Source organism: Nocardia sp. alder85J (assembly GCF_020176955.2).
In the GTDB taxonomy this organism is placed as follows: Bacteria; Actinomycetota; Actinomycetes; order Mycobacteriales; family Mycobacteriaceae; genus Nocardia.
In genome coordinates, this window is sequence record NZ_JAIUCZ020000025.1 from 1 (window position 1) to 24,141 (window position 24,141).

At 68.4% G+C, this 24,141-nt stretch carries 20 protein-coding genes, 1 tRNA gene and 1 pseudogene; 15 read left to right on the forward strand and 7 right to left on the reverse strand.

All coding sequences use genetic code 11. The annotated features are described in order from the left end of the window. Window positions 1-71: 71 nt before the first annotated feature. Entirely contained in the window at window positions 72-998 is a 927-nt protein-coding gene (locus LBW94_RS43955; RefSeq protein ID WP_266273615.1) for an IS3 family transposase, read from the forward strand. Window positions 999-1,239: 241 nt separating this feature from the next. On the opposite strand, the gene LBW94_RS43960 is transcribed toward LBW94_RS43955, so the two are convergent. Beyond that, a tRNA-Arg gene (locus LBW94_RS43960) sits at window positions 1,240-1,313 on the reverse strand. Between the two features lie 190 nt (window positions 1,314-1,503). Here LBW94_RS43960 and LBW94_RS43965 point away from each other — a divergent pair. The 7 genes from LBW94_RS43965 to LBW94_RS43995 all read left to right on the forward strand — a co-directional run bounded on the left by LBW94_RS43965 (window position 1,504) and on the right by LBW94_RS43995 (window position 13,377). After that, window positions 1,504-3,543, forward strand: coding sequence for a cytochrome c oxidase assembly protein (locus tag LBW94_RS43965; protein WP_225062711.1), 2,040 nt, complete (start codon window positions 1,504-1,506; stop codon window positions 3,541-3,543). Then, a complete protein-coding gene (locus tag LBW94_RS43970; protein ID WP_225062710.1) occupies window positions 3,540-4,496 on the forward strand; it encodes a serine/threonine dehydratase in 957 nt (318 codons plus the stop codon). The genes LBW94_RS43965 and LBW94_RS43970 overlap by 4 nt, the downstream gene beginning before the upstream one ends. 142 nt (window positions 4,497-4,638) lie before the next feature. Beyond that, window positions 4,639-5,094 carry a single-stranded DNA-binding protein gene (locus LBW94_RS43975; RefSeq protein WP_225062709.1) on the forward strand — a complete coding sequence of 152 codons (456 nt, stop codon included), beginning with the start codon at window positions 4,639-4,641 and terminating at the stop codon, window positions 5,092-5,094. Window positions 5,095-5,171: 77 nt separating this feature from the next. Further along, on the forward strand, window positions 5,172-6,848 hold the full coding sequence (ettA, locus tag LBW94_RS43980) for an energy-dependent translational throttle protein EttA (RefSeq protein WP_225062708.1): 1,677 nt from the start codon (window positions 5,172-5,174) through the stop codon (window positions 6,846-6,848). Between the two features lie 339 nt (window positions 6,849-7,187). Continuing rightward, a complete protein-coding gene (locus LBW94_RS43985) occupies window positions 7,188-12,083 on the forward strand; it encodes an NAD-glutamate dehydrogenase (RefSeq protein WP_266273618.1) in 4,896 nt (1,631 codons plus the stop codon). 149 nt (window positions 12,084-12,232) lie between these two features. Next, window positions 12,233-12,703 carry an acyl-CoA thioesterase gene (locus LBW94_RS43990; protein WP_225062319.1) on the forward strand — a complete coding sequence of 157 codons (471 nt, stop codon included), beginning with the start codon at window positions 12,233-12,235 and terminating at the stop codon, window positions 12,701-12,703. After that, on the forward strand, window positions 12,703-13,377 hold the full coding sequence (locus LBW94_RS43995) for a hypothetical protein (RefSeq protein ID WP_225062320.1): 675 nt from the start codon (window positions 12,703-12,705) through the stop codon (window positions 13,375-13,377). The genes LBW94_RS43990 and LBW94_RS43995 overlap by 1 nt, the downstream gene beginning before the upstream one ends. Before the next feature lie 72 nt (window positions 13,378-13,449). On the opposite strand, the gene LBW94_RS44000 is transcribed toward LBW94_RS43995, so the two are convergent. After that, window positions 13,450-13,767 (reverse strand): AzlD domain-containing protein, encoded by a 318-nt coding sequence (locus LBW94_RS44000; protein WP_225062321.1) that lies wholly within the window; start codon window positions 13,765-13,767, stop codon window positions 13,450-13,452. Between the two features lie 488 nt (window positions 13,768-14,255). Further along, window positions 14,256-14,915: pseudogene (locus tag LBW94_RS44675) on the reverse strand (AzlC family ABC transporter permease); the annotation flags it as partial. Window positions 14,916-14,989: 74 nt separating this feature from the next. Here LBW94_RS44675 and LBW94_RS44010 point away from each other — a divergent pair. Beyond that, a complete protein-coding gene (locus tag LBW94_RS44010; protein ID WP_416277071.1) occupies window positions 14,990-15,562 on the forward strand; it encodes a helix-turn-helix domain-containing protein in 573 nt (190 codons plus the stop codon). Here LBW94_RS44010 and LBW94_RS44015 read toward each other — a convergent pair whose 3' ends face one another. After that, the gene (locus tag LBW94_RS44015) at window positions 15,563-16,246 is read right to left on the reverse strand and encodes an HNH endonuclease (RefSeq protein WP_225062322.1); all 684 of its coding nucleotides are present in this window, start codon (window positions 16,244-16,246) and stop codon (window positions 15,563-15,565) included. 141 nt (window positions 16,247-16,387) lie between these two features. Further along, a complete protein-coding gene (locus LBW94_RS44020; RefSeq protein WP_266273621.1) occupies window positions 16,388-17,191 on the reverse strand; it encodes a hypothetical protein in 804 nt (267 codons plus the stop codon). A gap of 968 nt (window positions 17,192-18,159) precedes the next feature. Between LBW94_RS44020 and LBW94_RS44025 the strand changes: the two genes are divergently transcribed. The 6 genes from LBW94_RS44025 to LBW94_RS44050 all read left to right on the forward strand — a co-directional run bounded on the left by LBW94_RS44025 (window position 18,160) and on the right by LBW94_RS44050 (window position 22,645). Continuing rightward, window positions 18,160-18,564, forward strand: coding sequence for a globin (locus LBW94_RS44025; protein WP_225062324.1), 405 nt, complete (start codon window positions 18,160-18,162; stop codon window positions 18,562-18,564). Window positions 18,565-18,609: 45 nt separating this feature from the next. Then, entirely contained in the window at window positions 18,610-20,223 is a 1,614-nt protein-coding gene (locus LBW94_RS44030) for a glycoside hydrolase family 13 protein (RefSeq protein WP_225062325.1), read from the forward strand. Window positions 20,224-20,304: 81 nt separating this feature from the next. Then, the gene (locus LBW94_RS44035) at window positions 20,305-20,568 is read left to right on the forward strand and encodes a hypothetical protein (RefSeq protein ID WP_225062326.1); all 264 of its coding nucleotides are present in this window, start codon (window positions 20,305-20,307) and stop codon (window positions 20,566-20,568) included. Next, on the forward strand, window positions 20,555-21,025 hold the full coding sequence (locus tag LBW94_RS44040; protein WP_225062327.1) for a DUF5130 domain-containing protein: 471 nt from the start codon (window positions 20,555-20,557) through the stop codon (window positions 21,023-21,025). The genes LBW94_RS44035 and LBW94_RS44040 overlap by 14 nt, the downstream gene beginning before the upstream one ends. 119 nt (window positions 21,026-21,144) lie before the next feature. Beyond that, complete coding sequence (locus LBW94_RS44045) at window positions 21,145-21,504, forward strand: helix-turn-helix domain-containing protein (RefSeq protein ID WP_225062328.1); 360 nt, start codon at window positions 21,145-21,147, stop codon at window positions 21,502-21,504. A gap of 268 nt (window positions 21,505-21,772) precedes the next feature. Continuing rightward, on the forward strand, window positions 21,773-22,645 hold the full coding sequence (locus tag LBW94_RS44050; protein ID WP_225062329.1) for an MBL fold metallo-hydrolase: 873 nt from the start codon (window positions 21,773-21,775) through the stop codon (window positions 22,643-22,645). A gap of 5 nt (window positions 22,646-22,650) precedes the next feature. Here the strand turns inward: LBW94_RS44050 and LBW94_RS44055 are convergent, their stop codons facing one another. Together LBW94_RS44055 and LBW94_RS44060 are read right to left on the reverse strand one after the other, a co-directional pair. Then, on the reverse strand, window positions 22,651-23,241 hold the full coding sequence (locus LBW94_RS44055) for a ClpP family protease (RefSeq protein ID WP_225062330.1): 591 nt from the start codon (window positions 23,239-23,241) through the stop codon (window positions 22,651-22,653). After that, entirely contained in the window at window positions 23,238-23,840 is a 603-nt protein-coding gene (locus tag LBW94_RS44060) for a ClpP family protease (RefSeq protein ID WP_225062331.1), read from the reverse strand. Before LBW94_RS44060 ends, LBW94_RS44055 begins: the two co-directional genes overlap by 4 nt. Window positions 23,841-24,141: the final 301 nt, after the last annotated feature.

Sequence of the window (24,141 nt, forward strand, 5' to 3'; positions counted from 1 at the left end):
GATAACGCCTTCCTCTCGAAAGCTTCGGCGTACTTTGCCGCGATGCAGAAGAACCGGCCCGGTTCGAACTGATGGTGAAGTACGCCGGCCCCGACGATATCGCCGAGACAGCTGGCACCAGTTTCCCTGAGGGGCAACGGTTCTCGATCGCCCGGATGGCACGTCTGCTGAAGGTGTCGACGTCTGGCTACTACCAGCACGTGAAACGCAGGGCGGCAACGGTTCTCACGCCGCGGCAGCAGCGGCGTGCGGACTTGACGGTGAAGATCCTGGACGTGCATGCCGGCTCCGGGGGCACCTACGGGTCCCCGCGGATCACCGATGAGCTGCGCGAACGCGGCGAGATCGTGAGCTACAAGACTGTCGCGAAGATCATGGCCGCGCTCGGGATCGAGGGCATCAGCCCGCGCACGTTCAAGGTTCGCACGACGGTGGTCGATCCGGCCGCGTCGTTCCCACCGGATCTGGTGGCCCGGGTATTCGATCAGGGCCGCCCGGACGCGGTATGGACTACCGATTTCACCTATTCGACCTGCGGTGAAGGCGATATGTACTTGTGTGCCATCCGGGACGGGCATACTCGCAGGGTGCTCGGGCACGCTGTGGCCGACCATATCGGCGCGGACGTGGTCCAGACCGCGATCGAGCAGGCCGTGGCCGTGCGCGGCGGTGAGGTGCGTGGCACGATTCTGCACTCGGACCGTGGCGGCGAGTTCACCGCGGGCCTGACCGTGAAAGCTTGTGCCCGGCACGGGCTGCGCCGGTCGATGGGAGCCACCGGCATATGCTGGGACAACAGCCCCGCCGAATCGCTGTGGTCGACCTTCAAGCACGAGTTCTACTACCGGCACACCTTCACTGCCGAGGCTGAACTCGTTGCCGCAGTTGACAAATGGATCATACGCTATAACACTACGAGAAGACACTCCGCGATCGGCGGCATCAGTCCCGTCCGCTATGAGCAGTCCATCATGACAGTCGCAGCGAACGCTGCGTAACCAGCTGTCCACGGTTCGGGGGGAACCTCAGTAGTCATTGGTGGATAGATCCGATCTCGCCCCGCGTCAGGCCGATTTGCTGTGAACCAGTGGTCTCAACTCACCCTGGCACGCAGGGCCCTGGCCGCAGCGCAACGCACCGCCTGCACCGCCATCGCTCCCCGACACGGCCACGTCCCGACACCCGGCACAACACGCCACCACCGCGAACATGGGAACGTTGCCGTTCCCATGTTCGGTGTGCCCCCGGCAGGAATCGAACCTGCGACCTAGGGATTAGAAGGCCCTTGCTCTATCCAACTGAGCTACGGAGGCAGTTGTGCAAACACCAAACCACCTTGCCGCGTCCGTGGCGTGGTGTCCAGCGCGTTGATTATAGCGACCGTCCAGATCATTCCTCGTTGTTTGCGGGCGAACTTTCGGCATGTCAGCTGGGTCACATCGATAGTCGAATTCCGTGCGACCCGGAACGTCGGCGCGGCGGCGCCGAACTAGGCTGAATCGCATGTCGTCACCGCAGGACCCGTCCGTCGCCCCTGACCCCCAGGTCGCCCGGTCCGAGTCCGCGGCGAGTCTGCCGGCGTTGACGGTGCCGGCGATGGTGCTGACGGCCTTGGTCGCTCCGCTGGTCGTGGCGTTGTCGGCCGCGCGCGCGCTGACGTTGCTGGGTATTCCGGATCCGGGGCCGCTGACCACCTACGGGTTGCCCGCGGTGCGTGCGCTGGCCGATCTGTCCGGTGCGGTGGCGGTCGGGTCGGTGTTGTTCGCCGCATTTCTGACGCCGCCGCAGCCGGACGGGTTGCTGGACGTCGCGGGGTACCGGGCGTTGCGCCGGGCCGGGGTGGCGGCGCTGGGCTGGGCGGGTGCGGCGGTGTTGCTGGTGCCGCTGACCCTGTCGGACACCAGTGGGCAACCGGTGCGCAGCATCCTGCGGCCGGAACAGATCTGGGACGCCATCCCGAAGGTGGAGGTCGCCGGGTCGTGGCGGACGACGGCGATCATGGCGCTGGCGCTGGCGGTCGGTTGCCGGCTCGCGCTGCGGTGGGGGTGGACGCCGGTGCTGTTCGGCTGGTCGCTGCTGTGCCTGATGCCGGTGGCGCTGACCGGGCACTCCTCGGCCGGTGGGGCGCACGACCTCGCCACCAACAGCCTCATCCTGCATCTGGCCGGGGTCGCGGTCTGGGTGGGCGGGCTGTTCGCGGTGCTGGCCTACGCCCTGCGTGACGGTGCGCACACCGGATTGGCGGCGCGGCGGTTCTCGGTGGTGGCCGCCTGCGCGTTCGTCACCGTCGCGGCCAGTGGTGTCGTCAACGCCTGGCTGCGGGTGCCGCTCGGTGATCTGTTCGGCACCACCTACGGCCGGCTGGTGATCGCCAAGACGGTGGCGTTGTGCGCGCTGGGAGTACTGGGATTTCTCCAGCGGCGCAAGGCGATTCCCGCGCTGGTCGCCGACGGCCGGGATCGGGCGGCGCTGATCCGGTACGCGGGGGTCGAGGTGCTGTTGTTCGCGGCGACGATCGGGCTCGCGGTGGGGCTGGGCCGCACGCCGCCGCCGGATCTGCGGCACGTCCCGGCGCCGGACGAGGTGGCGCTGGGATACCACCTGGACGGGCCGCCGACCGTCGCGCGGTTGCTGTTCGACTGGCGGTTCGATCTGATCTTCGGCACCCTCGCGCTGGTGCTGGCCGTGTTGTATCTGGCCGGGGTGCGGCGGCTGCGCGCCCGCGGCGACGCCTGGCCGGTCGGCCGCACCGTGGCCTGGCTGTGCGGTTGCGCGGTGCTGCTCTTCGCCACCAGTTCCGGGGTGGGCCGGTACGCCCCGGCCATGTTCAGCGTGCACATGTTGCAGCACATGATGTTGTCGATGCTGGCCCCGATTCTGCTGGCGCTCGGCGGGCCGGTGCTGCTGGCGCTGCGGGCACTGCCGCCGGCCGGCCGGAACGGGCCGCCGGGGCCGCGGGAATGGGTGCTGGCCGCGGTGCACAATCCCGTCTCCCGGGTGCTGACCCAGCCGGTGGTGGCGACGGCGCTGTTCGTGATCGGTTTCTACGCGCTGTACCTCGGCGGCATCTTCGATTCCGTGGTCGGGGAGCACGGCGCTCACCTGCTGATGAATCTGCACTTCCTGCTGTCGGGCTACCTGTTCTACTGGGTGGTGATCGGCATCGACCCGAAGCCGCGACCGGCGCAGCCACTGATGCGGGTCGGAATGGTGTTCGGCTCGCTACCGTTCCATGCCTTCTTCGGTGTCGCGCTGATGAGCATGACGACGGTGCTGGGCGGCTGGTTCTACCGGTCGCTCGGGCTGGCCTGGAACAGCGACCTGCTCGGGGACCAGCGCACCGGCGGTGGCCTGGCCTGGGCGCTGGGTGAGGTGCCGCTGGTGGTGGTGATGCTGGCGCTGCTGACGCAGTGGTCACGCAGCGACGAACGGCTGGCGGTGCGGCTGGACCGGGCCGCCGACCGCGACCACGATGCCGACCTGGCCGCTCACAACGCGATGTTCGCGCAGCTGGCCCAGCATGATCGGGAGAACCTCCGGTGACCGATGCGCCCGCGGACCCGAAGGTGAAGCGGCTGTACCGATCCGACGTCCGGGCCGCGCGGTTGCGGCTGGGCCGGCAGGTACGGGTCACACCCGTTTTCCACACCGAGGTCAACGGTCCGTCCGGGCCGGTGAAGGTGACCTTCAAGCTCGAATATCTGCAACACGGCGGCACTTTCAAGGTGCGCGGCAGTCTCAACGCCCTGCTGGAGTCGCACGACGACCGGCGGCCGGTGGTGATCGCCTCCGGCGGCAACGCGGGGATCGCGGCGGCGCTGGCCTGCGCGTTGCAGCGGCGGCCGTGCACGGTGGTGGTGCCCGAGTCGGCGCCGCACACCAAGGTGGCCGCCATGTGGGCCAACGGCGCCGAAGTGCAGTGGCACGGAACGAATTACGGCGAGGCGTTCCGGTACTCGGTGGAGCTGGCCGCCGCGCGCGGCGCGTTGCAGTTGCACGCGTACGACCTGCCCGCCGTGGTCGCGGGCGCGGGCGTGGTGGGCCTGGAGATCGAGAACCAGGTGCGCGGGCGGCCGGCGGTGCTCGTGGCCGTCGGCGGCGGCGGGCTGGCCGCCGGGATCGCGGCGGCGCTGGGCCTGCGCGGACGGGTGGTCGGGGTGGAGCCGAAGGGCGCGCCGACCCTGCACGCCGCGCTGGCCGCCGGTCGCCCGGTGGATGTGCAGGTGGCGAGCATCGCGGCAGATGCGTTGGGCGCCACCAGGATCGGCGATATCGCCTTCGAGATCGCGCGCCGCTATCGGATCGCCTCGGCGCTGGTCAGCGACGACGCGATCGCGATGGCCCGGGAGTATCTGTGGCGGGAGTTCCGGATCGTGGTGGAACCGGCCGGTGCCGTGGCGCTGGCGGCGGTGCAGACCGGGGCCTACGTCCCGGAACCGGGCGAGCGGCCGGTGATCGTGCTGTGCGGGGCGAATACGGATCTCACCACGCTGTGACCCGGTCCCGGCCGCGTTGAAACAGTCGGTGTCCACAACTCGGATCTTCTTCCACATTCTGCGATCCGGCCTGGTGCGGGCCGGTGCCGGTGGGCAGGCTGGAGAGGTCCGCAGCACAGCGCAGCACGCGAGGGGTGGAGTCATGTACGAGGCGAACACGGTCATCATCGGCAATGTCGTGACCCATCCGGTGCGGCGTACCCTGCCTGGTGGGGATCAGGTGGTCACCTTCCGGATGGCCAGCAACTCCCGCCGGCTCGATCGCATCAGCGGCCAATGGGTGGACAATGGCACCCTGTACCTCACGGTGCACTGCTGGCGGCGGCTCGGCGAAGGTGTCGACGGGTCCATTCGCCGCGGCGATCCGATCATCGCGTACGGTCAGCTCCGGTCGAACGAGTACCGGACCAAGGACGGGGTGGAGCGTCACGATCTGGAGATGCGAGCCTTCGCGCTCGGCCCGGACCTGAGCCGGTGCAGCGCGGCGGTGCGTCGCCGCAGCGCCACAGGTCACCTGCCGGGGCCGTCGGTGGTCGAGCCGAGCTCGCCCGAGCAACCCGCCGGGGCAGTGTCCGCAATCCCGATAGAAGCCCGATAACCAGGTAATTTTCCGCTGGGCGGGAGGTGGTAGCTCCGCCTTTCCGCCCGCTTCCCGACACGGATAGGCTTTCGCTCATGGCTGAGTTCATCTACCAAATGCGCAAGGTTCGCAAGGCGCACGGCGACAAGGTCGTTCTCGACGATGTGACCTTGAATTTCCTCCCCGGCGCCAAGATCGGCGTCGTCGGTCCGAACGGCGCCGGTAAATCGAGCGTGCTGAAGATCATGGCCGGATTGGACCAGCCGAACAACGGTGATGCATTCCTCGCACCCGGCGCGACGGTCGGAATCCTGCAACAGGAACCGCCGCTGAACGAGGAGAAGACGGTCCGCGGCAATGTCGAGGAGGGCCTCGGCGAGATCAAGGTGAAGCTGGATCGCTTCAACGAGATCGCGGAACTCATGGCCACCGATTACTCCGACGCGCTCATGGACGAGATGGGCAAGTTGCAGGAGGAGCTCGACCACGCGGACGCGTGGGATATGGACTCGCAGCTGGAGCAGGCCATGGACGCACTGCGTTGCCCGGCGCCGGACGAGCCGGTCACCCAGCTCTCCGGTGGTGAGCGCCGCCGCGTGGCCCTGTGCAAACTGCTGCTGAGCAAGCCCGACCTGCTGCTGCTCGACGAGCCCACCAACCACCTCGACGCGGAGAGTGTGAACTGGCTGGAACAGCACCTGGCCGCGTACCAGGGTGCGGTGCTGGCCGTCACCCACGATCGGTACTTCCTGGACAATGTCGCGGGCTGGATCCTGGAGCTCGACCGCGGCCGGGCCTACCCGTACGAGGGCAACTACTCCACCTACCTGGAGAAGAAGTCCGAGCGGCTCGAGGTGCAGGGCAAGAAGGACCAGAAGCTGCAGAAGCGGTTGAAGGAGGAGCTGGCCTGGGTCCGCTCCGGAGCCAAGGCCCGGCAGGCCAAGAACAAGGCCCGCCTCGGTCGCTACGAGGAGATGGCCGCGGAGGCCGAGAAGATGCGGAAGCTGGACTTTGAAGAGATCCAGATTCCGGCCGGGCCGCGGCTGGGCAGCGTGGTGGTCGAGGTGCAGCACCTGGACAAGGGCTTCGGCGACCGCCCGCTGATCAAGGATCTGTCGTTCACCTTGCCGCGCAACGGCATCGTGGGCGTCATCGGCCCCAACGGTGTCGGTAAGACGACGCTGTTCAAGACCATCGTGGGCCTGGAGTCGCCGGACAGCGGGACGGTGCGCATCGGCGACACGGTCAAGCTGAGCTACGTCGATCAGAATCGGGCCGGTATCGACCCGAAGAAGACGGTGTGGCAGATCGTTTCCGAGGGCTTGGACTACATCGAGGTCGGCAATCAGGAAATGCCTTCGCGCGCCTACGTTTCGGCCTTCGGCTTCAAGGGCCCGGATCAGCAGAAGCCGGCCGGGGTGCTCTCCGGTGGTGAGCGCAACCGGCTGAATCTGGCCCTGACCCTCAAGCAGGGTGGCAATCTGATCCTGCTGGACGAGCCGACCAACGACCTCGATGTCGAGACCCTCGGCTCGCTGGAGAACGCGCTGGAGAAGTTCCCCGGCTGTGCCGTGGTCATCTCGCACGACCGCTGGTTCCTCGACCGCACCTGCACCCACATCCTGGCGTGGGAGGGCGACGACGCCAATCCGGCGGAATGGTTCTGGTTCGAGGGGAATTTCGAGGCGTACGAGGCGAACAAGGTGGAGCGTCTGGGTATCGAGGCCGCACGGCCGCACCGGGTTACCCATCGCAAGCTGACCCGCGACTGATCGTCCGGCGGTGGAGGACCGTTCCGGAGCGCCGACACGCGCCGGAACGGGTCCTTCGATTACCTGGCAGCAAATCGATTCTCTGCCGGTTAACATCAGGCGAATTGTGTTGTTCGTCATATGGCACGCGTGCGCCAAAATATTGGCGGCGCAACGTTTGTCGGTCGTCACCAGGAATTTCGGGTGACGCGTGGGTGATGTCGTACCGACCGGTCTGTCTTGACAACTGAACGACACCCCAGCTTTGGAAAGATTCCACTCCGTCTGTCGTGTCGCCCAGCTACTCTCGACTCCGGCGTCACTTTGTTACGGAACCGAATCCGAGGAGCTGGCGAAGAAATGACAGTCTCGTCCGAAATGTCCACAGCCGCATGGGTTGCCGGGATGCCCGACCCCTTGCGCGGCGACCTCGCCACCCTCGAGGAGGCGTATTTCCGCCATGTGGACGCCGGCGATCTCGACTGTGCCGTGCCCGGCGATTCGATCGAGGTGTTCCGCCAACATCTCCAACTCGGTATGCGGCGCACGCCGGGGCAGGTCCGGCTGCGGGTGTACCACCCCGACGACGGCGCCGGTCTGGGGGCCGCGGTACAGCTGGTCACCGACGACATGCCGCTGCTGGTAGAGTCGGTCACCGCTGCACTGGCCCGCCGTGGGATCAGTGTCAGCGAGGTGATCCACCCGATCTTCGAGGTGACCCGTGACGCCGAGGGTCACCTTCGATCGGCGGCACCGCACGAGGTCGACGGTAACGGTGCGACGGGCCTGCGGGAATCCTGGATGCACATCCAGCTGCATCCGGCCACGAGTCCGGAGTTGTTGTCGCGCATCGAATCCGAGCTGCCGGACGTGCTCACCGACGTGCGCCGGGTCATCGGCGACACCGAGGCCATGCGCACGGTGCAGGACCGGCTGGCCGGACTGCTCGCGGCCGCGGCCGACGCCGGTGCGCCACCGTTCCCCGAGACCGATCTGCGCGATTGCGCCGATCTGCTGCGCTGGCTGGCCGACGGTCACTTCACCGTGCTCGGCTATGCCCGGTTCCATCGGGACGGGGCAGCGAAATCCGTTGTGGTGCCGGACAGTTGCCTGGGTGTACTGCGCCCGGACCAGGGCCGGGGCACCGATTTCGAGGTGCCGGTCAACGGCGGTGAACGCCCCCTGCTGACGCTCACCCAGGGTCTGGTGCCCTCGACGGTGCACCGCTCGGTGTATCCGTACTTCATCGGCGTCGCCGAATCCGATCCCTCCGGCGCCATCGTCGGTGAGCATCTGTTCGTCGGGGTGTTCACGGTGACCGCCCTGCACGAGAACGTGCTGGAGATCCCGGTCGTCGAGCGCCGCGTGCGGACCGTGATCGAGCAGAGCGGCTTCGACCTGGACTCCTTCTCCGGTCAGGCGATGCTGGAGGTGATCCAGTCCTTCCCCCGCGCCGAGCTGTTCTCCTCGGACGTGGAGACGTTGCGCCGCACCGCCGGTGCGGTACTCAACGTCGGTATGCGCCGCCAGGTGCGGCTGTTCCTGCGCTCCGACTCCTACGGCCGGTTCGTGGCCTGCATGGTCTATCTGCCGCGGGACCGCTACACCACCCGGGCGCGACTCGAGATGCAGGACATCCTGGTCCGCGAGTTCGGCGGGGTGTCCATCGAGTACTCGGCCCGGGTATCCGAAAGCGACCTCGCCAGTGTGTATTTCACCGTGCGGATGCCCGGCCCGGGCACCGCGGTGGACACCTCCGAGGAGAACCGGCTGCGCATCCAGACGCTGCTGGCCGAGGCCAGTCACACCTGGGACGATCGGCTGCGCGACGAGGTCGCCACCACCGATGTGCTGGATCCCGCTGTCGTACAGCGGTATTCGGATGCCTTCCCCGAGGCGTACAAGCAGGATTTCGAGCCGGTGCGGGCGCTGGCCGACATCGTCCGGCTGGAACGACTCGGCGCCGAGGGCATCCACCAGCATCTGTACCGGCGGGTCGGGTCGGCGCCGGGCTCCTGGCGGTTCACCCTCTACATCGGCACCGGCATCTCGCTGAGCCAGGTGCTGCCGCTGTTGCAGAGCCTCGGGGTGGAGGTGGTCGACGAGCGGCCGTATCACCTCCAGTTCGCCGACGGGCACGAGTTCTGGATCTACGACTTCGGTTTGCAGGCCCGGCCGGATCTGCTGCGGGCCTCGCTGGACCGCGACATGGATTCCGAGCTGATCGAGACGGCCGACCGGCTGGCGCTGCTGGACGCTCGCGAGCGCGGCCTGCGCGAGCGCGTCACCGCCGCCTTCGAGGCGCTGTGGTACGGCCGCGCCGAGGCGGACGCGCTCAACGAACTGGTGCTGCGCGCGGAGCTGCCGTGGCGTTCGGTGTCGATCCTGCGCGCCTACTCGAAGTACTTGCAGCAGGCCGATTTTCCCTACAGTCAGGCGAATATCGCCCGCGTGCTGCTGGGCTCGCCGGATGCCGCACGTGGCTTCGTGCAGCTGTTCGCGGCCCTGTTCGATCCGGATTCGGCGTCGTCGCAGCGCGCGGTCGAACTCGAGGACGAGGTGCGGGCGCGGATCGATGAGGTGGTCAGCCTCGATGCCGACCGCATCCTGCGGGCGGTGCTGAGCCTGGTCCGGGCGACGTTGCGCACCAACTACTTCATCGTCGACGCCGAGGGCCGGTCGCGGGACTACCTGTCGGTGAAGGTGGAGCCGCAGGAGATCGCGGAGTTGCCGAAGCCCCGTCCGCAGTTCGAGATCTTCGTGTATTCGCCGCGGGTGGAGGGTGTGCATCTGCGGTTCGGTGCGGTGGCGCGGGGTGGGTTGCGGTGGTCGGATCGGCTGGAGGATTTCCGGACGGAGATTCTGGGTCTGGTGAAGGCGCAGGCGGTGAAGAACGCGGTGATCGTGCCGGTGGGTGCGAAGGGTGGTTTCGTGGTGAAGCAGCCGCCCGCGCCGACCGGCGACGCGGTGGCCGATCGCCAAGCGCTGCAAGCCGAAGGCGTCGCCTGCTATCGGACGCTGATCTCGGGCCTGCTGGATGTCACCGACAATGTCGATCGGGCCACCGGCCGGGTCGTGCCGCCGCAGCGGGTGGTGCGGCGTGACGGTGACGACACCTATCTGGTGGTGGCCGCCGACAAGGGCACGGCGACGTTCTCGGATATCGCCAATGATGTTGCGGGGCAGTACGGTTTCTGGCTCGGTGACGCGTTCGCGTCGGGTGGTTCGGTCGGTTACGACCACAAGGCGATGGGGATCACCGCGCGGGGTGCCTGGGAGAGTGTGAAGCGGCATTTCGCGGAGCTGGGTGTCGACACCCAGGCCCAGGACTTCACGGTCGCGGGTGTGGGTGACATGTCCGGTGACGTGTTCGGTAACGGGATGTTGTTGTCGGAGCACATCCGCCTGGTGGCGGCGTTCGACCATCGGCACATCTTCGTGGATCCGGATCCGCTCGCGGCGGCGTCGTTCCGGGAGCGGGAACGGATGTTCGCGCTGCCGCGATCGTCGTGGGCGGATTACGACAGGTCGCTGATCAGCGCCGGGGGCGGCGTCTGGGATCGCACGGTCAAATCGGTGCCGATCAGCCCCCAGATGCGGACCGTGCTGGGGCTGGCCGAGGACGTCGAGACACTGTCGCCGCCGGAGTTGATCCGGGCCATCCTCCAGTCCCCGGTCGACCTGCTGTGGAACGGCGGCATCGGCACGTACATCAAGGCACACGCCGAGACCAACGCGGACGTCGGCGACAAGTCCAACGACGCGGTGCGGGTGAACGCGGATCAGTTGCGGGCCAAGGTGATCGGCGAGGGCGGCAACCTGGGCGTGACGGCACTGGGCCGCATCGAGTTCTGCCGGCACGGCGGCAAGTGCAACACCGACGCGCTGGACAACTCCGCCGGCGTGGACTGCTCCGACCACGAGGTCAACATCAAGGTGCTGCTGGACACGGTCGTGTCCTCCGGCGAACTGCCTGCCGCGGAACGCAATTCGCTGCTGGCCTCGATGACCGACGAGGTGGCCGAACTGGTTCTCACGGACAACATCTCGCAGAACTTCCTGATGGGCATGTCCCGTACCGAGGCGCCGCGAATGCTCAACGTGCACATGCGGCTGATCGATGATCTGGTGACCCGGCGCGGACTCGACCGCGAACTGGAGGCACTGCCGACGGACGCGGACATGCGGCAGCGCCTCGAGGTCGGCGGCGGGCTCACCTCCCCGGAGCTGTCGAACCTGATGGCGCACGTGAAGCTGGCGCTGAAGGCAGATCTGCTCGACGGCGACCTGCCCGACAGCGTCTACTTCGCGGCCCGGCTGCCGCGCTACTTCCCGACCCCGCTGCGCGACCGGTTCGCCGCCGCGATCAAGAAGCACCGGCTGCGCCGGGAGATCGTGGCCACCATGCTGGTCAACGAGATGGTCGACTACGGCGGCATCACCTACGCGTTCCGGCTCGGTGAGGAGATCGGCGCCACCGGCTCCGACGCGGTCCGCGCGTACGCGGCTGCCACCAAGATCTTCGATCTGGCGGCGGTCTGGAGCCGGATCCGCGCCACCACCGCGCCCACCGCGGTCAAGGACGAACTGGAGCTGGAAACCAAGCGGACCCTCGACCGCGCCTCGCGCTGGCTGCTGTCCAACCGCCCGCAGCCGGTCGCCGTCGGCGCCGAGATCCACCGTTACGCCGGCAAGGTCGCCGATCTGGCGCCACAGGTGCCGAGCTGGCTGCGCGGGCACCACATCGCCAGCCTGCGGGAGCAGTCCGCGCAGCTGATCGCCCAGGGCGCTCCGGCGGAACTGGCCATCGAGGTGTTCGGGCTGCTCAACCTGTTCCCGTTGCTGGACGTGATCGATATCGCCGACATCACCGACCGCAGCGGCGACGAGGTCGGCGCGCTGTACTACGCACTGAACGAGCATCTCAAGATCGATTGGCTGCTGGCGGCGGTCAGCCACCTCGAACGCGGCGATCGCTGGCATTCGCTGGCCCGGCTCGCGCTGCGTGACGACATGTACGGCTCGCTGCGTTCGCTGACCCTGGACGTGCTCTCCGGTGGCGATCCAGAGGAGACCGCCGAGGAGAAGATCGCCTACTGGGAGTCGAAGAACCAGTCCCGGCTGGGCCGCGCCCGCGCGGCGCTGTCGGAGCTGTTCGAATCCGGCACACACGATCTGGCGACATTGTCGGTGGCCGCCCGGCAGGTGCGCAGCATGGTCAGCGGTGTCGGCGCCGGAGGTACCGCGCTGAGCTGACCCCGACACGATCGACGCCGACGGCCCCGCCATACTGGTGAGCCGTAGGAAGGTTTCCGGCTATCGCCCTGCCGGGACCGTCGGCGTACGCCGTCCGGTGCGTTGCGGCACGAATTCGAGCGGGGCGGTGAATCGATGGGAGGTAACGCATGTCGAATGTCGGTGCTCCGGTGACGAACGGACACGTGGCGAGCACTGTCGCACTGCCCGAGCGGTACCACGCCAAGGTCGAGGTCCGCTGGTCGGATATGGATGTGTTCCAGCACATCAACCATGCCCGCATGGTGACCCTGCTGGAAGAGGCACGCATCCCGTGGCTGTTCGAGGACGATCGGCCGACCGCCGGTCTGCGCAGCGGGTGTGTGCTCACCGATCTGCACGTGCGCTACCGCGGGCAGCTCCGGCATCGGGACACCCCCTTGGATATCGCCATGTGGGTGGAAAAGCTGCGCGCGGTGGATTTCACGATCGGCTACGAGGTGCGGGCCAACGACGTGGCGCCGGATTCACCGCCCGCGGTGATGGCCACCACCCAGCTGGCCGCCTTCGATATCGATACGCAGCGGTTGCGCCGGCTCACCGCGGCGGAGCGTGACTATCTGTCGCTGTGGAAGGTGTAGTGACACCCACTCTGCACGTGCTCGACCCCGCCGAGCGGGAGAATCTGGCCACCTTCGCAGGTCATGCGGTACGGCTGGACGCGGCGGCGGTGATCCGCCTCCGCCGCCGCGGCAACGGATATGTCTCTGCCTGGGCGGCAACGGGTTTCGAGGTACTCGCGGTCCGGACCGTGGTGGGTGAGCTGGCACCCGACGACATCACCGTGGCCGGTGACGCGCTGCTGGCGAGCCTGTCCGGTCCGGCCGCGCAGGCCCCGATCGATCTCGGCTATTCGATGGACTCGGCCTGGCGCAGTACCCTGCCGCCGACATCGGGTTTCGCACATGTCGACGACGTACCGGCCCGCAGCCTGATCGAACTGGCCGAACAGGGTGCGACGGTGGCGGCGGAGCATGCGGGCGGCCACGGGCCGCCCGCGTCGCTGCTCGATCAGGTCGTGCTCACCGTCACCGGCGCCGCCGACCGGGTCGAGGTGCCGATGCGGGTCGTCTTCGCGCTCACCGCCATGGATTTCATCCCGCACGGCGGTGAGCGCGCCGACTCCCGCCGGATCGCCGCCGGTGAGATCGTCCGAGTCCGTGCCACCGGCGCCTGGCTGCGCCTGGACGCGCGCTACGGTTCCGTGGCTCGTCGCCGCGGCGGCGGTGGGCCCTCGCTGCGCGTGCTCGGTTGACCACGCCGCCTCACGGCACCCGCAGGTCGGCCGCACCGGTTCACGGCACACAGTGATGCTGATCGCACCGGTTCACGGCACCCCGCACACTCGGAGTACGGCCGTCGTCGCGGCGGCGGCGATCACCACGATGATCAGCGGCACCCGGCACCAGGCCAGCACTCCGGCCACGAGAACGCCTGTGGGCAGGGGGAATCCGGCCCGATGCCCGGCCGCAGGCACGATCAGGGTCGCCGCCAGCGCCGTCAGCAGCACCACCGAGCCGATCTCCAGCAGCCGGGTGACCCGCGCCGGGAAGTCGATGCGGCGGCGCAACATCGGGCCCGCGAACCGAATGGCGTAGGTACCGGCCGACAGCGCGGCCACCCCGGCGATCACGGGACCGTTCACAGCCCACCTCCGGTAGCCGCACTGTCTCGTCGGATTGTGTTGTGCGCGAGCATTTCCCGCGCCTCGTAGCCACCGGCTCCGTCACTGCCGCGCACTGCGACCGTGTCGTCGTCCTCCTCGGTGGCAGGCGCGCCTCCATCTCGCCCGCGCGATGCCGACAGCTCCGCCGCGTCGGATGTCCGCCGGCGAACGAGCGCCGGTGCATGCCGGACGGGCGCCGTTGCCCGCATCGCCGTACCGGATTCGGTTGTCGTCGTGGGGGTCAGCGAATGTGCCGCTACCAGGCGGTCGTCGGCCGCGGTGGATGCGGATTCGTCAGTGGCCGTGTGTGATGTACGGGATCCGCGTGTCGGCATGGAGTTCCGCCTGCCGGCCGTGCGGCCGCACCGGTGACGTCCGAGCAGGCCCGGCCACCCATGGGTGTATCGCCACTCGTCCCGGCCGGGCTCGTCTGTGGTGGTGGCAGGAGGGCGGTTCCGGGTGAAGACGACAGCGACCAGCAGCGCCACGGGCAGCGCCACCAGCACCGGCAGTCCCGCGGCGAGCAGCGGAACCGTGCCTGCCGCAATGATTCCCCCGGTCAGCGCGGACCAGCGGGTGGCGCGATCGCCGCGCATCGCGGGCAGCACCAGTGCCACCAGGACCGCCGGGAAGACGGCGTCCAGGCCGAACGCATTCGGATCGGGTACGGCGCTGCCGATCACGACGCCGAGCAGCGCGCCGAGCGGCCACACCAGCAGCACCCCGAGTCCGCACAGCCAATACGCCGCGCGGCGTCGCCGCGGCTCGGAGTGGGCCAGTGCCACCGCGACCGCCTCGTCGTTCATGATGTGGGTGCCGAGCAGTCGCCGCGGCCCGGTGCCCACCACGTCGGGCAGCGACAGTCCGTACGGCAGATGCCGGGCATTGACCAGCAGCCCGGCCAGCACCGCGGCGATCACGCTGCCCCCGGCGGCCACGATGCCGACGAACAGCATCTCCGAGCCGCCGGCCAGCACCAGCACGCTGAGCAGCAGCGGCAGCGAGACCGGCAGCCCGGAGGTGACGGCGGTGGCGCCGTAGGACGCGCCGATCATTCCCACCGCCAGGCAGACGGCGGCGATACCGGTCCGGTCGGTCCTATCCAATGTTCGCCATATCGAACGCACGACTTCTATAGTGAACAACCGCCTCGGGCTCGTCAACGAATTTCCGATTGCTCCGGGTACTGTCGGGAACCACCATGACCATGCCTGATGTCAGCGGGGGCCGGACCCCGCAGGAAGTGATCGCGACCGCGCTGCGCCGCGAGCGCGCCCGGTCCGGGCTGTCGCTGACCGAGGTGGCCCGTCGCGCCGGGATCGCGAAATCCACACTGTCGCAACTGGAGTCGGGCGCGGGAAATCCCAGCATCGAAACCCTGTGGGCGCTGTGCGTGGCCCTGGGTATCCCGTTCTCCGGCCTGCTCGACCCGCCGCAGCCGACCGTGCAGGTGATCCGCGCGGGGGAGGGGCCGATGTTGAGATCCGCACAGGCGGACTACCACGCGACGGTGCTCGCGGCCTCCCGGCCCGGCAGCCCGCGCGACGTCTATCGCATCACCGCCGAGCCCGGTGGCCGGCGGGTATCGGATCCACATCAGCGCGGTGTCGTCGAACACGTGGTGCTGGCCGCGGGCCGGGCACTCGTCGGCCCGGTCGAGGCCCCCGTGGAGCTCGGGCCGGGCGACTACATCTGCTATCCCGGCGATCTGCCGCACGTGTTCGACGCCCTGGCGCCGGGCACCTGGGCGGTGATGGTCAGCGACTACCCGTGACTAGGCGGCACCCTCGCCGAGGTACTGCAACCACACCGGGTCCAGATCACTGGTGGTCGACAGCAGTCGCCAGTGCGGGCCCTTGGGCGAGACCAGGGGTTGGTGGAGGGTCCAGCCGAGTTCGCTGAGTAGTTTGTCCGCCTTGCGATGGTTGCACGGCGCGCAGGAGGCGACGCAGTTCTCCCAGCTGTGGGCGCCACCCCGGCTGCGTGGGATCACATGGTCGATGGTTTCGGCTTTACCGCCGCAATACGCGCAGCGATATCGGTCTCGATGCATGAGGGCGGCCCGGGTCATCGGAACCCGAGCGCGATACGGAACACGGACATAGGTGCGCAGGCGGATCACCGACGGCAGGGCGACGGACCAGCCGGCGGAATGAACGACCGGCCCCTCGGGATTGTCGTGGACGGGATCGGCCTTGTCACAGATCAGCAGCACGATTGCGCGGCGCGCGGAAAGCGCGGTGAGCGGCTCGTAGGTGGCGTTCAGAAGCAACACCCGGCGCTTCACCCAGGTAGCGGTTGGGGTCTCGAGCGTTCGATGCGGCAGGGCACCGAGATGAGAGTGTTCGGACACGACATGCAGCGGAGTAGCCCCCGACCCACGATTGTGGACGTCGGCGGGCTCGAGTTGTCGATATGCTCGCGCCTCGTGAGGTCGGGCGCCATGCCGCTGCTTCATGAGAACCCCGAATTCGTATTGACCGGTTCATGTGGTATCTGGGCAGACACTGCCACCCAGTTGACCATGGAACTCGAACGGATGCACGCCGATTTCGAACATTGTGGGGCACATTCGGGTTAACAGCCCGTGATGCACTGTTCACTTGCCTCCGGGGCCGGTTTCGATGCCCATGATCAGGTTCGCAGTGATCGAACCGTCGGTTTCCCGGTTGCCGTGAACCATGATCCACGCACCCTTGGGGATGTCGGTCACGCGGGTCGCGAGCAGCACCAGGACCTCGGTGTCAGCGGTGGTGTGGATGGTGGAGACGGCCCCCAGCGCGTCCTGGACCTGGAGGGTCTTCCCGTCGTTGGCCTTGACCGAACCGAGCGTGAACCCGCGATTGACCTGGACCGTCGCCGCCGAGGCGGCGGTAGGGTGCGATCCGGGCCGGGCCAGCAGCAGGCAACTCAGCATCAGCAGCCCAGCGACCACCACGGCGGCGGTGATGATCACGCCGTTGCCGGGCCGATGGGTGAGGGCGAGTTCGACCACCTCCGGCCACCGGCGCTTCCGCTCCGGCTCGCCGGGCGGGCCGGATTCCGGCGGATTCGGGCGGCCGATCGCGAGGAGGGCGGTGTCCGCCGGAACGGACGGCTCCGGGCCCGCCGAGGTCGGCTCCGGCGTGATCGGGTGTCGGACGGCATTCGATGGCTGCCCTGCTGCCGCATGCGGTAGCGCTCGTTCCGCGGCCTTCGAGCCGTCGCCGGACGGGTACTGCGCAGTGGGGGCGAGCTGTGGTCCGGAGGTGGATACCGGGTGCGGTGCCGCCGGGGAAGGGGCCGCGCTCGGATCGGCCGGGCGGAGGAACAGTGCCGGAAGGTCCGGCGGTCGAACTCCGGCGGGTCGGCTCGGTTCGTGCGCGGCGCCCTGGCGGTACGGAGGCAGGAGTGCCGCCGACACGTTCGCGTCCGGCTCCTGCGATCGGGCAGGTTGCGGCGCTCGGGACACGCCCGGATCGGGCTCGGACGGCGGGTCGGGTGCGACGAGTTGCCGCGAGACCGATCGCCAGCGCGTGGTGGGCGAACGGGTCGATGAATGCGGTCTGCGGGTCGGCCTCGACAGCGTGAATTCCCGTAGTCGTCGGCGTGACGAGGTCGGCGTCATGTGCGGGACCACCGCAATGTCGGGTGCGGGATCGGGCGAGACGAGTGCGGGAGAGCCGACCTGGGACAGCTCCGGTGCCGGGGAGCCGGTCACAGACGGATCGTCTGCGCCGGAGCCGGCCGGAGATGGTTCCGCGCGGGGATCGGCGGCGGGAGGTGATTCCGCGCTGAGGGGGCCGACGAAGCGCGGCTCCGCGACCGGAACAGCCGCGGAGGGCGGCTCCGCGACCGGAGTGCCGACAGGGAGCGGCTCTGCAACGGCAACGTCGACAGCGGATGGTTTCGCGACGGGGGCGCTGGCAGGGGGTGGTTTCGCGACGGGGGCGCTGGCAGGGGGTGGTTTCGCGACGGCGGCGCTGGCAGCGGATGGTTTCGCGACGGGCGCGCTGGCAAGCGGTGGTTCCGCGACGGGAGCGCCGGTCGTGAACCGTGGCTCTGCGCTGGGGGAGCGCGCTGCGGAAGGCTCTGCAATGGAAGGACCGACCACAGGCGTCCCGGCGAGGGGGGACTCGGCCACAGGTGTTTCGGCGATGCGGACCTCGGCCGCCGACGACTCCGTGGCGGGCGATCCGGCAGGCGGCTTCGCGGCACGGGAGTGGCCTGACCAGGGTGTGTTCGACGGGCTCGGCACGTTGTCTGCCATTGTCCAACGGTACATCAGTTCGCGGCACGCCACTTGGTGGTTGATTGCCTCCGGTGGGGGCACCCGATCGCGCGCGGGCACAATGGACGGCGGCGCACAACGGCAACGGATCGAGAGGGTCGATGACTTCCGGCGAGCAGACGGCGACATCCTTCTACGCGGCGGTCGGCGGAGCGGAGACGTTCCGGCGGATCGTGGCGGCGTTCTACCGCGAAGTAGCCGCGGACGAAGTGCTGCGCCCGCTCTACCCGGAGGAGGATCTCGGTCCCGCCGAGCGGCGGCTGCGGATGTTCCTGGAGCAGTACTGGGGTGGCCCGCGCACCTACTCCGACGAGCGGGGGCATCCGCGACTTCGGATGCGGCACATGCCGTTCCGCGTCGGTCCCCTCGAGCGGGACGCCTGGCTGCGCTGCATGCGGATCGGGGTCGCCGAGATCGAGCCCGAGGTGCTCGACGACGAACACCGCCGGGCATTGCTCGACTATCTGGAGATGGCCGCGAACTCGCTGATCAACTCGCCGTTCTGAGATCGCGGCGGCTTCGGTCGGCCGGGTCGGCGAAGTTTTGGCACTATGGCCGATGTGGTCACCCCTGCTTCGACGCCAGCACCCGCCGGATCCGACCCCGACGCGCCCTGGTGGCGGTCGGCGGTCTTCTACCAGGTCTATCCGCGCTCGTTCGCGGATTCGAACGGCGACGGCGTCGGTGACCTGCGCGGGGTGCGGAATCGGCTGGACTATCTGCGGGAACTCGGCATCGACGCGCTGTGGCTGTGCCCGGTGATGCGGTCGCCGATGGCCGACGGCGGGTACGACGTCAGCGATCCCCGCGACATCGACCCGCTGTTCGGGGATCTGGCCACCATGGACGAGCTGATCGCCGCCGCGCACGAGCGGGGCATCAAGGTCACCATGGATATGGTGCCCAATCACACCAGTGAGCGGCACGCCTGGTTCACCGCCGCGCTCGCCGCCGCGCCGGGCAGTCCGGAGCGCGAGCGGTACATCTTCCGCGACGGCCGCGGACCGGACGGCACCGAGCCACCCAACAACTGGCCCAGCGTGTTCGGCGGCCCGGCCTGGACCCGGATCACCGAACCCGACGGGTCGCCCGGCCAGTGGTACCTGCACATCTTCGCGCCCGAGCAGCCCGATCTGAACTGGATCAATCCCGAGGTGCTGGCCGATTTCGAGCAGACCATGCGGTTCTGGCTCGATCGCGGGGTGGACGGTTTCCGCATCGATGTCGCGCACGGGATGGCCAAGCCCGACGGCCTGCCCGATATGGCGAACGTCGACACCCGCATGTTGTCGCACGACGACGACGATCCGCGGTTCAACAATCCGGCCGTGCACGAGATCCATCGGCAGTTGCGCAAGGTGCTCGACGAATATCCCGACGCGGTCTCGATCGGGGAGGTGTGGGTCGACGACAACATCCGCTTCGGCGAATACGTGCGGCCCGACGAACTGCATCTGGCGTTCAACTTCCGGCTGGTCGACACCGCCTTCGACGCCACGGAGATCCGTGCCGCCGTGGACAATTCGATCGAGGCGGTGGCGGGCGTGGGAGCGTCGCCGACCTGGACGCTGTCCAATCACGACATCGAGCGCGAGGTCACCCGCTACGGCGGCGGTGCGGTCGGCACCGCGCGGGCGCGGGCGATGATCCTGCTGGAATTGGCGCTGCCCGGCACGGTATTCGTCTACAACGGCTCGGAACTGGGCCTGCCCAACGTCGACGACCTGCCCGACGAGGTGCTCCAGGACCCGGCCTGGGAACGGTCCGGGCACACCGAACGCGGCCGCGACGGGTGCCGGGTGCCACTGCCCTGGAGCGGGCAGGCGCCGGCGTTCGGCTTCACCACCGGCCGGCCCTGGCTGCCGATTCCGCCGCAGTGGGCCGATCTGACGGCGGAGGTGCAGTCCGGCGCGGCCGGCTCCACCCTCACCCTGTATCGGCAGGCCATCGAATTGCGCCGTGCCCGAGCGGAATTCGCGGGAGGGGGGCTGGATTGGCAGGATGGTCCGGCCGGTTCCCTGGCGCTGCGCCGGCCCGGCGGGCTGACCTGCGTGCTCAATGCCACGGCCGACCCGATGGCGCTGCCGGCGGGCGAGGTGCTGCTGTCCAGCGCACCGCTCGTCGACGGGTTGCTGCCGCCGGACGCCGCGGCCTGGCTGGTGTGACCGACCGGGTCGTGATGGCGACACGGACACAGGAGGCTCACCGGTCGAGCACCCCTCGGACGCATCGTCTACCGTTGGGCTGTGACCATTCTCGAGACAGTGCTGATTTTCGGCGGCATCCCGCTGGTCATCTATGCGGTGATCGCCGGGTTGTCGTACCTCGGCAAGCCGCTGCCCGGTGAGAAGCCGGTCCACTACAACCTCGGTGACCAGTGGACGGCCGACCCGGTGCTGTGGAGTGCGACCGACGAGGTGACCTCGTTCGGTCACCATGCTTCGCACGATGATCACGCAGCAATCACGGCGGGTGACCTGATCGGAGGCCGGGCAAGTGGCAAGTACTAATTGGCCCGCGGTGATCGAAGCCGATCTGCCGCACGGATGGGTCGTCACCACCAGCGGCCGAGTGTCCGGGGTGCACGAGTCCGGTGATGTGTTCAAGGAAGCGCCGTTCAGCGATACCGAGCGGCTGCTGATGGACAACACGCTCACCGAGGCGACCCGGGCCACCAAGGTGCGCTTCAACATCTACATCGGTGATCTGACCGCGGATACCGCCGCGGGCGCCGACGCGATCTTCCCGGGTACCCCGGAGGCGGAGCGCTCGGTGCTGCTGGCCGTATCGCCGAACGCCCGCGCCGTCGAGGTGCGCTCCGGCCACGAGGTCGCCGACCGGGTCAGCGACCGGGTGTGTCAGCTGGGCGTCACCGCCGCGCTGAGCTCGTTCCGGCAGGGGCAGCTCATCGACGGTCTGGTCTCGGCCGTGAAGGTGATGGCCGCGGCCATCGGCCGACCGGCCTGATATTCGATTCTCCTGTTCCGACCGGCAGCGCTCGCTGCCGGTCGGAGGCATTTCCCGGCCCGTTACGCTCACAGCGGAACGGGCGGGTGTGTCGTCCCGTCCGGCCGTAGGCTCCGACTGTGGGCGAGTATCCGAGATTGCGTGCCGTGCCCGGCGTCCCGCCGGAGTCCGAGCCGATGCCGGAGCCACTGTGGCGTGAGGTGCTCGGGCAGCGGCTGCGGGCGCTGCGGCGGGAACGGGGCGACACCCTCGCCGATACGGCTGGGCGAGCAGGTGTCTCGCCGCAGTATCTGTCCGAGATCGAGCGCGGCCGCAAGGAGCCGTCCAGCGAGATGATCGCGGCGCTGGCGGGGGCGCTGGAGACCGATCTGGGTGGATTGACCGAACAGGTCGCACACGAATTGCGACGACAGCGGATGAGCGTGATGTCCGAGCCGCAGCGGCGCACCGGGCCCACCGTGGTGATGCTCGCGGCCTGAGCGTTTGCAGCCGACTCGGCGGGAGCTCGGCCGGAGCTTCGGAGTACGGACCGCGTGCTCATTGCTGCGTACGACCACGGATCCGGGTGCGGCTGTGCCGCTTCGGAGGTTGAAATACACACCGCCGCATGATGATCGGCATTCGGCGTCGATACGGCGACGTCAGGTGATACGGTCCGGAAACGGGTGAATTGTCGTCATCGTCTCGGCCGAGCGAGTGTCTGCCCGGCTGGATGGTGATCGCCCGGGCAGGGGTGAGGAGTGCGGGATGAGTGACGGGCACCGGGTCGGCGACGTCACGATCCGCCGGGTGGTCGAGCACACCACGCGGATCCCGCTCGGTTTCCTGCCGACCGCCACGCCGGATGCGCTCGCCCGGCATCGGGACTGGTTGTGGCCGTGGGCATTGTCCGACGACGGCGGACTGCTGCTGGCCATCCAGACGCTGTGCCTCGAGGTGGGCGGGCAGCGCATCGTCCTCGACACCTGCGTCGGACCGCGGCAGTTGCCGGATGGATATGCCTGGGTCACCGGAGATTCGGGATTCCTGGACGAGCTGACCGCCGCGGGATTCGGCCGCGATGAGGTCGACCTGGTCGTGTGCACCCATCTGCATTTCGATCACGTCGGCTGGAACACGATGTGGGAGAACGATTCCTGGGTACCGACCTTCCGCCGGGCCCGATATCTCATCGGCCGCGCGGAGTACGAGCACTGGCGGGCCACGCCGGCGGAGGTGCGGGCCGGGTTCAACGTGTTCAACCTGGAGGATGCGGTCGAGCCGCTGTTCGCGGCCGGACAGGCCGAGCTGGTCGAACCCGGACATCGGGTCGGCGACGTCCTGGAACTGGTGTCCACACCCGGACATTCGCCGGGCCACCTCTCGGTGCGGATCACCTCCGGCGGTGAGACCGCGTTGATCACCGGCGATTGCACCCACCATCCCGTGCAATGGGCCGAGCCGCAGTGGTATTCGCTCGCCGATCTGGACCGGGAGCAGGCCTGCGACACCCGGCGGCGGCTGGTCGCCGAATACGCCGACACCGGCGTGCTGATCATCGGCACCCATTTCCGGCCGCCGGGCGCCGGACATCTCGTCACCGACGGTGACACCGTGCGCTTCCGCCCGCTCGGCGCCTGATCGCGTCAGTGACGCGGCCCCAGCACCACATCCACCAGCCCGTAGTCGACCGCCGTCTGTGCGGTGAAGACCCGGTCCCGGTCGGTGTCGTGCCGGAGCGTGTCCACGGATTGCCCGGTGTGCGTGGACAGGATCGCTTCGATCTCGGCCCGCATCCGCACCAATTCGTCGGCTTGCAGGATCAGATCCGGAATCGCACCCTGTCCGCGGGTGGCGGGCTGGTGCAGGACCACCCGGGCGTGCGGCAACATCGCCCGCCGCCCGGCCGCGCCACCGGCCAGCAGCACCGCGCCGACCGCGATCGCCTGCCCGACACAGGTCGTCGCCACCGGCGACTGGATGTGCTGCATGGTGTCGTACATCGCCAACATCGCGGGCAGTTCGCCACCCTCGCAGTTGATGTACAGATTGATCTCCTGCCCCGGACTGTCCGCGTCCAGATGCAGCAGTTGGGCGATGAGCGCGTTCGCCACCCCCGAATCGATCGGGGTGCCCAGATAGACGATCCGCTCGGTGAGCAGATGTGAGTAGACGTCCATGATCCGCTCGCCGCGCGGATGCTGGGCGATCACATTCGGAATCGTGTAACTGGTCATGAGATACCCACCCGCTGCCGCTGCGGCATCACCTGTGTGAACGAATCCACGATGCCGTCGATGAACCCGTACTCCTGCGCCTGCGCCGCGGTGAACCACCTGTCGTGCAGCGAATCCTCGTAGACCCGATCGAATGGCTGCCCGGTATCGGCCGAGATCAGCCCGAGCACGGTGTTCACGGTGTGGCGCAGATCATCGGCCTGCACCTCGACCTCACCGGCGCTCCCACCGATCCCGGCGGAGCCCTGATGCATCAGAATCCGCGCATGCGGTAACGCGAATCGCCGCCCGTGCGCACCCGCCGACAGCAGGAATTGCCCGGCGCTGCACGCCAATCCCAGCGCCAGCGTCGACACCGCGCACGGCACCAACCGCATCACATCCCGAATCGCCAGCATCGCCGGTACCGACCCGCCCGGCGAATGGATCCACAACGAGACCCCACTCTCCGGATCCTCCGCCGCCAGCGACAGCAATTGCGTCGCCAGCAATGTCCCGTTGTCGTCGTCGAGCGGCCCGTCCAGCACCAGAATCCGCCGCCCGAGCAGTTGTTCGCGTGCGCGCCACCCGAACAGTGGCGCCTTCTCGTCTCCAGCCATGGTTTCACCGTGCCCGGTGCGCTGCGGCCGGGCCACCCCGCGCTGCTGTGAGCAGATCTGCTCACAGCAGCGCGGGTTTCGCGAACCATCGAGATCCGCATGTGTCAGGAATTCGACCCGATTCGAATTACTGCTCGCTTCGAATATCGCAAAATATTGAATCGGAGAATTTCTCGGTAACGGGTGCGACGGGGTGTGTGTGCGGCAGTGCGACGCAATGTGCGCCGTCGGCCTCGGGTAGGTGGATCGGCCTCCGTCCGATACGGTCTGCCGAGTCTCGGGGCGTGGATCGAACATCCAC